This is a genomic window from Eubacteriaceae bacterium ES3 (assembly GCA_030586155.1).
Lineage (GTDB): Bacteria > Bacillota > Clostridia > Eubacteriales > Eubacteriaceae > Acetobacterium.
Genome location: CP130741.1, coordinates 1,125,520 through 1,137,355, shown reverse-complemented (window position 1 = coordinate 1,137,355; position 11,836 = coordinate 1,125,520). Strand labels below are relative to the sequence as shown.

13 protein-coding genes are annotated in these 11,836 nt (G+C 39.9%); 7 read left to right on the top strand and 6 right to left on the bottom strand.

Going from position 1 to position 11,836, the window contains the following annotated elements; genetic code table 11:
• The first annotated feature begins 9 nt into the window (after window positions 1-9).
• From cobT to Q5O24_05135, 6 genes are all read left to right on the top strand, one after another.
• Window positions 10-1,092 carry a nicotinate-nucleotide--dimethylbenzimidazole phosphoribosyltransferase gene (cobT, locus tag Q5O24_05160; GenBank protein ID WKY48706.1) on the top strand — a complete coding sequence of 361 codons (1,083 nt, stop codon included), beginning with the start codon at window positions 10-12 and terminating at the stop codon, window positions 1,090-1,092.
• The gene (locus Q5O24_05155; protein ID WKY48705.1) at window positions 1,073-2,107 is read left to right on the top strand and encodes a class I SAM-dependent methyltransferase; all 1,035 of its coding nucleotides are present in this window, start codon (window positions 1,073-1,075) and stop codon (window positions 2,105-2,107) included. Before cobT ends, Q5O24_05155 begins: the two co-directional genes overlap by 20 nt.
• Before the next feature lie 54 nt (window positions 2,108-2,161).
• Window positions 2,162-3,484 (top strand): B12 lower ligand biosynthesis radical SAM protein BzaD, encoded by a 1,323-nt coding sequence (bzaD, locus tag Q5O24_05150; GenBank protein ID WKY48704.1) that lies wholly within the window; start codon window positions 2,162-2,164, stop codon window positions 3,482-3,484.
• 1 nt (window position 3,485) lies between these two features.
• Window positions 3,486-4,973: a radical SAM protein gene (locus Q5O24_05145; GenBank protein ID WKY48703.1), complete on the top strand. Its 1,488-nt coding sequence runs from the start codon at window positions 3,486-3,488 to the stop codon at window positions 4,971-4,973.
• Between the two features lie 129 nt (window positions 4,974-5,102).
• Entirely contained in the window at window positions 5,103-5,750 is a 648-nt protein-coding gene (gene fsa / locus Q5O24_05140) for a fructose-6-phosphate aldolase (protein ID WKY48702.1), read from the top strand.
• 30 nt (window positions 5,751-5,780) lie between these two features.
• Window positions 5,781-5,930, top strand: coding sequence for a hypothetical protein (locus Q5O24_05135; GenBank protein ID WKY48701.1), 150 nt, complete (start codon window positions 5,781-5,783; stop codon window positions 5,928-5,930).
• Between the two features lie 81 nt (window positions 5,931-6,011).
• On the opposite strand, the gene Q5O24_05130 is transcribed toward Q5O24_05135, so the two are convergent.
• Together Q5O24_05130 and Q5O24_05125 are read right to left on the bottom strand one after the other, a co-directional pair.
• Window positions 6,012-6,476, bottom strand: coding sequence for a DUF4825 domain-containing protein (locus tag Q5O24_05130; protein ID WKY48700.1), 465 nt, complete (start codon window positions 6,474-6,476; stop codon window positions 6,012-6,014).
• A gap of 40 nt (window positions 6,477-6,516) precedes the next feature.
• Complete coding sequence (locus Q5O24_05125) at window positions 6,517-7,068, bottom strand: nitroreductase family protein (GenBank protein WKY48699.1); 552 nt, start codon at window positions 7,066-7,068, stop codon at window positions 6,517-6,519.
• Between the two features lie 219 nt (window positions 7,069-7,287).
• Here Q5O24_05125 and yaaA point away from each other — a divergent pair, with 219 nt between their 5' ends.
• Window positions 7,288-8,034, top strand: coding sequence for a peroxide stress protein YaaA (gene yaaA, locus Q5O24_05120; GenBank protein WKY48698.1), 747 nt, complete (start codon window positions 7,288-7,290; stop codon window positions 8,032-8,034).
• A 20-nt stretch (window positions 8,035-8,054) separates the two neighbouring features.
• Here yaaA and rffA read toward each other — a convergent pair whose 3' ends face one another.
• Genes rffA through Q5O24_05100 form a run of 4 tightly spaced genes read right to left on the bottom strand, consistent with a single transcriptional unit; the run spans window position 8,055 to window position 11,813 of the window.
• Window positions 8,055-9,194 carry a dTDP-4-amino-4,6-dideoxygalactose transaminase gene (rffA, locus tag Q5O24_05115; GenBank protein WKY48697.1) on the bottom strand — a complete coding sequence of 380 codons (1,140 nt, stop codon included), beginning with the start codon at window positions 9,192-9,194 and terminating at the stop codon, window positions 8,055-8,057.
• Between the two features lie 19 nt (window positions 9,195-9,213).
• Window positions 9,214-9,987 carry an ABC transporter ATP-binding protein gene (locus Q5O24_05110; protein ID WKY48696.1) on the bottom strand — a complete coding sequence of 258 codons (774 nt, stop codon included), beginning with the start codon at window positions 9,985-9,987 and terminating at the stop codon, window positions 9,214-9,216.
• Between the two features lie 11 nt (window positions 9,988-9,998).
• Window positions 9,999-11,021: an ABC transporter substrate-binding protein gene (locus Q5O24_05105; GenBank protein WKY48695.1), complete on the bottom strand. Its 1,023-nt coding sequence runs from the start codon at window positions 11,019-11,021 to the stop codon at window positions 9,999-10,001.
• Window positions 11,022-11,033: 12 nt separating this feature from the next.
• Window positions 11,034-11,813: an ABC transporter permease gene (locus Q5O24_05100; protein ID WKY48694.1), complete on the bottom strand. Its 780-nt coding sequence runs from the start codon at window positions 11,811-11,813 to the stop codon at window positions 11,034-11,036.
• Window positions 11,814-11,836 lie beyond the last annotated feature (23 nt).

Sequence of the window (11,836 nt, the reverse complement as noted above, 5' to 3'; positions counted from 1 at the left end):
AGAAAAATTATGGATAAAATATTATTAAAGAAAGTTATCGAACAGATCGAACCATCTGATCCAGCATACAAAGAAGCGGCTCGCAACCATATCGAAAAAATGGCGATTCCTCCCTGGAGTCTGGGGCAGCTTCTAATTCTCGGTGAACAGCTATCTGGTATTCAAAGAACAATTCATCCAAATGTTGACAAAAAAATGGTCATTACTATGGCTGGTGACCATGGCGTAGTTGATGAAGGTATCTCTGCTTTTCCTCAGGAAGTTACTCCGCAAATGGTCAACAATTTTATTAAAGGCGGTGCCGGTGTCAATGTTTTGGCCAGAGCTTCCGGCGCCAAAGTGATAATCGTTGACATGGGGGTTGCGGCCGACCTGACCGATTTAGTTGAACAGGGACAGGTCATAGACTGTAAAATCGCCAAGGGGACAAATAATTTTCATAAGGAACCTGCTATGACCCGGGAACAGGCCATTGCCGCAATTGAAGCCGGAATCAATCTGGCTATCCAGAAAATTGATGATGAAGGTATTAATCTGTTGGCAACCGGTGATATGGGAATTGGCAACACCACTCCAAGTGCAGCTATCTTGGCAGTTATGGCCGAATATCCAGTATCTTCAGTTACCGGTCGCGGCACCGGGATCGATAATCAGACTCTTTTAAACAAAATTAATGTAATCCGTGAAGCGATTAACCTGCATTCACCAGACCGAAACGATCCTATCGATGTTCTATCAAAGGTCGGCGGTTTTGAAATTGCCGGAATTGCAGGGGTAATCCTTGGTGCAGCTTACAAAAAAGTGCCGGTCCTCGTCGACGGTTTTATTTCCACTGCCGGGGCCTTAATCGCTAAAGGGCTTTGTCCGTCAAGTCTTGACTATATGATTCCCTCCCACCAATCCCAGGAACCCGGCCATCAGATGATGTGGACAGCCCTGGGCCTCAGACCACTTTTAAATCTTGATTTTCGTCTGGGCGAAGGTACCGGTGCAGCTGTTGCCATGCATTTAGTTGAGTCCTCCGCCCGAATTATGAATGAACTACTTACTTTTGAAGATGCTGGAGTTACCAATGGCCACGAACTTCAGTAATAAAAACGGTGGACAGTTTCTGGAGGATCTGTCCACTTCCTATTGGCTTTCAGAAGCTCTTTTTGCAGCATTGGAGCTAAATTTGTTTGAGACAATCGAAAACTCTGGAGACGGCTTAACCATCTTAAAGCTTGCCAATAGACTTGACTGCTCCAGTGAAGCACTTTCTCGCTATCTGAACTTACTGATTGAATTAGGACTTGTTGATAAATCCGATGATTTTATTTCTAACAGCAAACTTTCGCGCACCTTCCTGCTGAAATCATCACCACTTTATCAAGGCGATATAATTCGTTGGAGAAAAAATATGGTTCCCGACTGGCAGTCTTTATTAGCTGTTCTTAAATGTGGAAAAAGGGTTAATTTTCTGGAAGTCGACGAAAGTGAAATGGAGATCCGTCGTTCCCAATATGTTCAGGCAATGGATAATGTCGCTAAACTTAAAGCCAATGAATGTGCAAGTTTTATTAAAAATTTCAGTGGACGTATTTTAGATGTCGGCAGTGGTTCGGGCGCAATGGCTTTAGCCTTTCTTGAAAAATTTCCCGATAGCACTGCTACCCTAATTGACATCGAACAAATTTTGCCACAGACGAATAAATTTGTTTCAAGGCATTCATTAAATACGCGCGTTAACCTACACGCTGCTAATATTCTTGATAAAGACTGGGATCTTGATCGATCATTCGACCTGATCATCTTGTCTAATATTCTTCATGCTTATTCTGAAAATGAAGTCATTCATATCCTTAGAACAACCACTCATTTGCTGAGTCAGAATGGACAACTTCTGATTCACGACTTTTTTATGGAACACAATCCGATAAAGGCGCGGCTTTCTGATATCAACATGCTCTTAAACACTTACAATGGCAAAGTATTTTCAGCCGCATGGGTGATTGAACAGTTGCAGTCACTTTCTATGATAACATCTCCAATCATCCCACTGGAAACTGATACGGCCGTAATTTTAGCTGGTAAAGAACACTGTGAATTCCAGATCTCTACCACTTGAATAGTATCAATTGCAGTATTTGCCAATTACATTATTATACTTAAAAGGAGTTCTATGAATATACAATTTATCCAGGCCCTATCAATGGAGGGGATCGATATTGAACGCGTTTATCCCATTGGACTGGTTACCCTGGCCTCAATAATAAAAAGAGAAAGCGATCATCATCTGAATCTTTTCGACATGAATATTTCTGATGATCCCTATGGTCAACTTAAAGAACAACTGACCAATTTTTCAGCTGATCTTATCTGTATTTCACTGCGTAATATCGATCCTCTTGGCAACAAAACGTCATCATTAATCCCTTCTTTTGCCGTAACTTTAGCCTTTATCAAAAAAATATGTCCTGATGTCAAAATCATGGCCGGCGGTACAGGCTTTACCCTATTTGCCAAGCAACTGCTAAGAGAATATCCGGAAATTGATTTTGGTATTGTTGGTGAAGCTGAAAATAACATCATCCCGCTGCTTCAAAACCTTAATAGTCCACCGGATCTGCCTGGAATCTGTTATCGAAATGAAGGTCAAATTATCATTAATCCACCTGTCGGTGACTTTGATATGCAAAACTATAAGGTACCGGATCGCGATTTACTGGATCCCCATGCATATCTTGAACGCAATCATTATGTTGAATGCATGGGGGTTGAAACCAAACGCGGCTGCAATTTCACCTGCGGTTACTGTGCCTATCCCACTCTGTCAGGAGCCAAACTGCGCTGTCGTAATCCCATCGATGTGGTCGATGAAATTGAATACTTGAAAAAACATTATGGCATCTTCCAGATTCATTTTACCGATTCGGTGGTCAATACGCCGGTCGATCATTTTAATGCAGTTTGTCAGGAACTTTTAAACCGTAATTTAGATATTCACTGGAGCGGTTTTTTTCGCGAAAATCTGTTAACTGAAGAAAATGTTCGCCTTTATGCAGATTCAGGCTGCCAATGTTTCTCCCTATCGCCGGATGGCCTGACTCAGGATTGCCTCAATCAGCTTAACAAGCATATGCAGGTTGAAGATATTCTTAAAGCTGCCCGTATCCTGGCTAAATGCGGAGTTGTGACAGTTTACCACTTTTTAGTCAATACTCCTGGCGCTACTTTCGAAACAGTTGCAGAAGCCAAAGAACTGATTGACCAGCTCAGTACCATCCACAAATCTTCAAAAACACTGGGCACTATAGTATTAAACAATATTCGCATCCTGCCGGGCACTGCTATTGAACAACAAGCCCTGGAACAAAAGGTCATTGACACCAACACCGATCTTTTATACCCGACCTATTTCAATCCCCGTCCTTTTGATAAACTCCGCTATGAGCTGGAAATCTATCATCAGAAAAAAAATATATTCACCTGGCAGGAGGTCTAAAATGAAAGTTTTATTGATGGAACATCCCCGTTCCTTTTCTCAGGAGCGGGATAATGATATCGCCAATGCGCCACTGTCAGCCTGTCTCAATACTGGCTACATTGGCGGTATACTCAAAAGCAATGGAATCTCGGTAGCGATTATAGACGGTTATCTGGAAGGCCTGGATTTTACTCAAATAGAAAATAAAATTGCTCAGGACAGTCCGACCATTCTGGGCGTTCATCTGGTTTATCATTGGAAAGACAATCAGAAACTTTATGCATTTCTTTCAAATGTCAAAGAAAAATATCGAATTTCATACCTCTGTGTTTACGGATACTATCCAACCTTTGCCTACACAGAAATTTTAAACGCCTGCCCTGCCATTGACGCTTGTCTTCTGGGCGAGGGTGAGCTGACTTTTTTAAATCTAGCAAAATATTTTCCAGATTTTTCGCCAGAAGGCTTGGCCTATCGAGTTGGCAATGAAATTAAAACTCATCCAGGACAAGTTATTAAAGACCTTGATGCCCTGCCTTTTCCACTACGGCACCCAGCCTCTTATTCTTTTGGTGAAATCAATTTGTCCGGCAGTCGAGGCTGTTATGGCAACTGCACCTTTTGTTATATTAATGCCTTTTATGGCAACAACAGTCCGAAATGGCGAGGACGCAGTCCTGAAAATATTATTGCTGAAATCGACAGCCTGATGAATCAAACGGATATTCGATATTTTTATTTTACTGATCCAAATTTCATCGGCCCCGGACAGGCTGGAAGAAAAAGAGTGTTGAAACTGGCTAGTCTTTTGCATGAGCGCCATATTCAATTTGGAATTGAAGCACGGGTTAACGATCTGGATGATGAAATTGTTAAAGCTCTAGTTGATGCCGGCTTAAAAGATATCTTAATTGGCCTGGAAAGCGGACGCAATGAATCTTTAAAGCGACTGCAAAAATATACCAGTGTAAGAGAAAATGAAGCGGCAATCGACCTGCTTAGAAAATATGGTATCGAACCCAGTGTTGGCTTTATCATGTTTGAACCGGATTCATCCCTGTCTGATTTAAAGGAAAACTTCAACTTTCTGAAAAGAAATCACCTCCTGGATCATCTGGAGACTTCAGTTAATGTATTATACCACCATATGATCATTCTTCAGGGAAGCCAATCCTATCATTTACTTAACGCAGAAGGACGACTGCACATTTCAGATCATTCAACCTATGAAGCCCATACCGATTACCTTAATCCTGAAGTTGCCGAATTTGCTGCCATCATGAGAGAACTTACTAATTATATTTTCACTTTTCTTAAAGAAACCTGGATGCTCCATTCCAAAGGAGATCCCGATATGAAACAAAAATATCAGGCTATTAATGATGTTTTGACCAGCAGTTTTGAAATACTGTTGACAATCTTTTCAACCCAAACAAGTCAGGAGGCCAAACAGATTTATCAACAGGCAAAAACCGCAATAGAAGGTATCGTCAAAGTGGCAAATTGACATTCATCAAGACATAATTCTTACTAATAGAAATTTTATCAGCATCAGACAGATATTTCAGGATTAATCCAAATTGTTTTGGGTATATAACATTTTGAAAATGATTATTTTACTATACAGGAGGAGCAAATGAAATATTTTCTTGATACTGCCAATGTCGCTGAAATAAAAGATGCTGCGCAATTAGGTATTATCGATGGCGTGACGACAAATCCGTCATTAATTGCCAGGGAAGGCCGAAACTTTGAAGAAGTAATAAAAGAAATTACAGCTATTGTTGATGGTCCCATTTCCGCTGAAGTCATCAGTAGTAAAGCCGAAGAAATGGTTGAAGAAGCCCGTCCGCTGGCTAAACTTCATCCCAACATTGTGATTAAAATTCCAATGACCGCCGAAGGCATCCGAGCCACTTCGATACTCAGCAAAGAGGGCATTTCAGTCAATGTCACCCTTGTTTTTTCGGCTACCCAGGCTTTGGCCGCTGCTAAAGCCGGAGCCGCTTATGTTTCCCCCTTTATCGGTCGCATTGATGATATGGGCGCCGATGGTATGGAAGTCGTTCGGGAAATTATGACTATATTCAGGCAATACGCTTATAATACTGAGGTCATCGCAGCCAGTATCAGAAATCGCAACCACATTAAAATGGCCGCACTGGCACAAGCTGATATCGCAACCATTCCCTATAAGGTACTAATGGACTCTCTTAAACATCCTCTTACAGATCAGGGGATTGAGAAATTTCTCGCCGACTGGGAAAAAGTTTCGACTAAATAAGCTGAACAAAATTGCGATAAAGGAGAATAAATGTCAGAAGAAAAAAAGCTGTCCTGTATTGATTGCGCAATTGTAAATTGTATAAGAATGGAATCTAAATTTCCAGATTTCTGTCCCAGCACCCAAACGTTTACTTATCAAGATATTAATGCTATAAAAAACTTTTTTCCTGAAGATTAAGCTTTGCCGCTACCACTTTGCTAATTATTTTTCTCAGAAATTTTAAGTTTCTGCAAATCAAATGATTTGCAGAAACTTATTTTAATTACCCGTTAATTTATTGAGAACCGATTCAAGCTTATCCGCAGATTCACTTAAATTTTTAACATTTTCATTAATTAAAGACGTCGCTTCTTCTGTCGTCATTTCAAACTGCTGATCACCATTATTGACTTGTACATAGTCAAGGTTTTTAATTAACCCCAGAAGTTGAATAGCCGTTATAGAAAAATCCTCCTCTGTTAATGAATCATCTTTCTGTGCAACGTTAATAATAAGTCCGTAAGGTTCCTGACTGGTTTGCAGTTCAAGGGTATAATTTTTGATATTTCCGAGCCCAATTTCATCAACCAGCTGTTTTACAGCTGAATTATCCCCAATTGATTCCACTTTCGCGGAATACAGTTCGCTAATTTTTGATTTAGCTTCATCAGTTAACTGGCTGCAGCCCGAACCGACCATCAAAATACAAGCAATACATAAAATCAATGCTATTTTTCGTTTCACTTTTTCACTCCTTTATTTTTCTTTATTATGTTAACCCTGTTTAATTCTGTTCTGTCCTTTTATACTTATCCTCATAACTGTTATAGCGCACTTTATTCCATTGCAGCGACGCTTCATCATGAGGACTTTTCTCTTCATCAGCATAACCCACTGCCAGGATACATTCTACAGCAAATTCCTTTGGTATACCAAGTGTTTCTCTGATAAAATCCTGCGTTTCGACTGTTTCTGAATAGTAACGGTTGCGAACTTGAATCCAGCATGAACCTAATCCCAAATCATGAGCAGCTAATTGAATATACGTTGCCGCTATCGATGTATCTTCCACCCAGACATCGGTTTTTTCAATGTCAGCAATAACAGCTACAGCTAGTGGCGCGTTTTCTAAAAACGATGCTCCGTGCTCGCGACATGTTGACAATTTTGATAATACGTCTTGATCGTCAATTACAATAAATTCCCAAGGACAACGTGATCTTGATGATGGTGCCATCAAGGCTGCATTAAGAAGCTCCTGAATCTTACCACTCTCAACACTTTGTTTTTTAAATTTCCGAATACTTCTTCTAGACTTCGCTAATTCATTAAACATTCCCTACCTCCTTATTAAAATAAGCTACTTTGTCAGTAAATTTTAAAGTTTTCAATTCATTACCAAATAAAATCCATCAATTTTTTGATATTCCAAATATGCTAATTAATTTTAACACAAATCATCTCATCTGTAGAAATTATTTAATACTGATTTACTTTCACTTTACCCTTTTCTCATGAAATGTTATAATTTCTAAAAATTAACTTGGGAGCAATTATGCGCATTATTATTTCACCAGCGAAAAAAATGAAAATTGATCTTGATAGTATGGCGGTCAGGCAAAGACCTGACTTTTACGAAGATTCAGAAGTCCTTCTTAAAAAACTTAAAAATATGTCTTATGCTGACTTAAAGGCTCTTTGGCAATGCAGTGATGCTATTGCCGAAGAAAATTTTAAAAGACTCAAAAACTTTCCTGCAAATGGAGAATTAACCTCAGCAATATTTTCTTACCAGGGAATTCAATATCAGATGATTGCACCCCATGTATTTTCTGATTCCGAATTTGAATACCTTGAAAAATATCTTCGTATCCTTTCCGGCTTCTACGGAATCGTCCGGCCATTTGATGGGGTTTCACCTTATCGCTTGGAAATGCAGGCAAAACTCTCTATAGTTCAGGCTAAAAACCTGTACGACTTTTGGGGTAGTAAACTGGCTGAAAAATTAATGCAAGAAACTGACTTTATTTTGAACCTTGCCTCGAAGGAATACAGTAAAGTCATAACAAAACATCTTCCGGCTAATTTCAATTTAATTAACTGTACTTTTGGTGAAGATATAAACGGAAAAGTTAAAGAAAAAGGGACCATGGTAAAAATGGCTCGGGGAGAAATGGTTAGATTTTTGGCAGAAAATAATTTTACTGAAGCAGAAGATATTAAAGCCTTTAATATCTCCGGTTTTAAATTTCAAGCTTCACTTTCAAATTCTAACCACTATGTGTTTACAAAATCCATATAAAAAAGGGATATCTTGTACCCCTATTTCCGACATTTGAAAAACGCTTCAATCTGTTCACAAACTTTTACCAGATCTGTCTCTGAAAGATCGTAATAAAGGGGCAGACGAAGCAGCCTCTGACTTTCCCTGGTCGTATAGATATCATTGCCTGAAAATTCACCAAACTTTTTTCCTGCAGGAGTTGTGTGCAAGGGAACATAATGAAAAACTGCTATAATATTATTTTTTTTCAACCAGTCAATCAAGTCCTCCCGCACAGTCACATTTTCCACTTTTATATAAAAGAGATGTCCATTATGAGTTACTTCTCTGGGGACTGTGGGCAAATTGATGTAGCCTGCATCTTCAAGCGGTTTCAAATACTGATAATACTTATTCCATAAAGCTAGTCGTTGTTTTTGGATCATCTCAGCTACTTCAAGCTGAGCATAGAGATAAGCCGCATTCAATTCGCTCGGCAGGTATGAAGACCCCAGATCCACCCAGGAATAAAAATCAACTTCCTGATTTAAAAAATCCTGACGGTTGGTTCCTTTATCTCTGACGATACCAGCCTTTTTCATAAAACAGTCTTCACTGATTAAAAGGCCTCCGCCCTCACCCATTGTGAAATTTTTTGTTTCATGAAAACTATAACAGCCAAAATCGCCAATACTGCCAAGCTCCTTATTTTTATATGTTGCCATTATTCCTTGCGCTGCATCTTCTACCACTAGAAGTCTATTATTTTTAGCAACTTCCATGATACTTTCCATTTCACAGGCAATTCCCCCATAATGCATAGGAACAATCACTCTAGTATTTTTGGTGATTGCTGCTTCTATCAAATTTTCATCAATATTCATTGTATCTGGGCGAATATCAGTGAAAATGATTTTAGCTCCTCTGAGGGCAAAGGCATTTGCCGTTGAAACAAATGTAAATGCCGACATGATTACTTCATCCCCAGGTTTTATATTACACAGCAGTGCTGCCATTTCCAGTGCATGGGTTCCAGAACTCGTCAAAAAAGCCCCGCAGGCACCAGTTTTCTTTTGTAACCAGTCTGTACAGGCCTTTGTAAAAGGACCATCACCGGCAATTTTATGATTAACGGTAGCAGCTCTTTTCATATATTCAATTTCATTTCCTAAAAATAGTGGCTTATTAAATGGTATCATCTGTCTTTCCTTAACTGAATCAAATATCAATGAGATTGAGGATCTCTTCTCTTAGTGTCAGGTATTTCTCATCAACGTGCATTCTACCGGTTTTTTCATCAATCGCATAAGAAAAATCAGATTTAAATTCACGGATAATAGTACCGGGACTTTTTGACATGACCAAAAGTCTGGTTCCCAGTGAAAGGGCCTCATCTACATCATGGGTAATCATAAAAATAGTATTCTTATTTTCTTTCCAAATCGTCCGTACCAGCTGCTGCATATGAATCCTGGTTAAAGCATCCAGGGCTCCAAAGGGTTCATCCAAAAGGAGAATATCTGGCTCATTAGCCAAAGCTCTGGCTAAAGCAACTCGCTGCCGCATCCCGCCTGAAAGCTGAAAAGGCGGAAGATTTTCAACTTCCAGCAGATGTATCTGTTTTAGAAAATGCGTTGCTATCTTTGAAATTTCATCCTTTGACAACCCCTTGATCCGAGGGCCAAATTCCACATTCTTCCTGACGCTCATCCAGGGATAAAGTGAGGCCGACTGAAAGACCACCCCACGATTCCAATCCGGTCCAACTACCGGCTCTCCCTGCATCAGGATAGCTCCCTCACTAGGGGCAATAAAACCGGCAATTACATTAAGTAAGGTACTTTTTCCGCAACCAGACGGTCCGAGAATACAGATAAAATCATTGTCATAGATAGATAGACTGATTTCAGATATAGCCCTTAAAACAGTGTCTTCTGTCTGATAGTTCACAGCCAACTTGTCAATTTCAATGATTTTCTCTGCTTTGTTCATGTTCAATCTCCTTATTCCAGTGACATTTCGATGTATAAAGGATTTAAATATCCATCAAAGTCTTCCTGTGAAGGCGCTGCGTCAATAGATTTTTGTTCTGCCAGGAAATCCGCCGTGTCTTTCATGATTGTCGCAAAATGTCCAGGATTGCCTGTCGTTCCCATGTAATCCTCAGACAATTCTTCCTCTGGGGTCAGCCAGATAGAACCCGACATTTGAGTTAAAGCCTCCTCAGGAGTAATTTCCAATTCTGCTGATACTGTTTCAGCTGCATCCTGCGAATCAGCCCGATAAATATCTCCACCTTCACCTAAGCACTTGACAAATCCCGCGACTAGATCAGGATAGCTGCTGGAAAACTCTTTCTGAACAACTAAGACATTAGCAGTGATATAGCCTTCTTCTGCCATATCAGCACTGTCAACCAGAATTGACCCATTTTGTGTCAGTTGTCCCAAAGTCGGCTGCCAGGTATAAGCGGCATTAATGTCACCGCGTTCCCAGGCCGCTACAATATCAGCAGTTGGCATATCCAAAAGCTCAACCTGTTCATCTATACCATTCTCTTTTAAATAGTTTAACAGCACATAGTGCGAGGTAGAAGCAAAAGGTGTGGCAATTTTTTGACCAACCAGATCCTGAGCTGTTGTGATCCCGGAACCGTCTTTAACCGCTAGCCCTTCAATCTCGCCCAAAACTTCATGTATCCAAATCATTTCCACATCAATTCCTCGAGCTAACGCAATAATAGCATTGGTATTACCCATGCTGGCAAAATCTATACTACCTGAAGCTAAGGCCTGATTGGCTTCTGCCCCGGAATCAAAAATAATAAATTCATAAGGCACCCCAATCTCAGTAAAATAGTCATCAAAAATTTCTTTCGTTTTACTGACCATTTCATCATTGGGTACCCGCAAATATCCAATCTTTACCTCTTTTGGCACATCACTACTGGCGGTCTGACTACCGCATCCTGATAAAGCAATAATACAAAAGAGTAAAGCTGCAAACAGTAATATTCCCTTTTTCATCCTTTATTCCTCCTATTGGTATCCTTTCCAGAAAATAATTTTATGCTCGATCCTCTTTAAGCCCCAGTCAATTAAGACACCGGTAATTCCCATTACAATGATTCCCACAAAAATAACACTGCTTTTTAAATATCGTGAAGCATCCAACACCATCCAGCCAACACCAGAGGTTGCCGCTATCATTTCGGCTGAAACAAGTGTTGTATAGGCCACACCCACAGCCGTTCTGATACTGGTAAAAATTTCTGGTAAACAAGCTGGCACCACAATCCGATAAAATAAATCTTTTCCCTTTGCTCCAAGTGACTGGGCACTCAAAAGGTATTCCATTTGTATATTGTTGACCGCTGACACACAGGCTATATAAATCGGTGCAAATGCAGCCAGAAAAAGCAGAGTAACTTTTGAAGATTCTCCAATTCCCAACCATAAAATCAGAACAATATAATAGGCCAGGGGTGGCAGTGGTCGATAGAACTGCACGATCGAATCGACGACAGCGCCCACTTTTTTAAAATAGCCGCTGAGAAGTCCCAGCGGCACGGCAGTTATAATGGCCAAACCGGAAGCCAGAAACAATCTTAACAGACTTATTCCCAAATGCTTCCAGAAAGGAATCCCATTATAACCATTTTTCACTATATCAATAAATGTATTATACACTTCAATCGGGGAAGGAATAATTAAGTGTGAAACCAGACCTAATTCAGTAATCAGATACCAGACAAGAAAAATCACCAACCAGGTCACTACTGTTAATCGCCTGTGATCTTTACTTTTTTTTCCTTGCATAATCCCTCCATTTTCGACTGTAA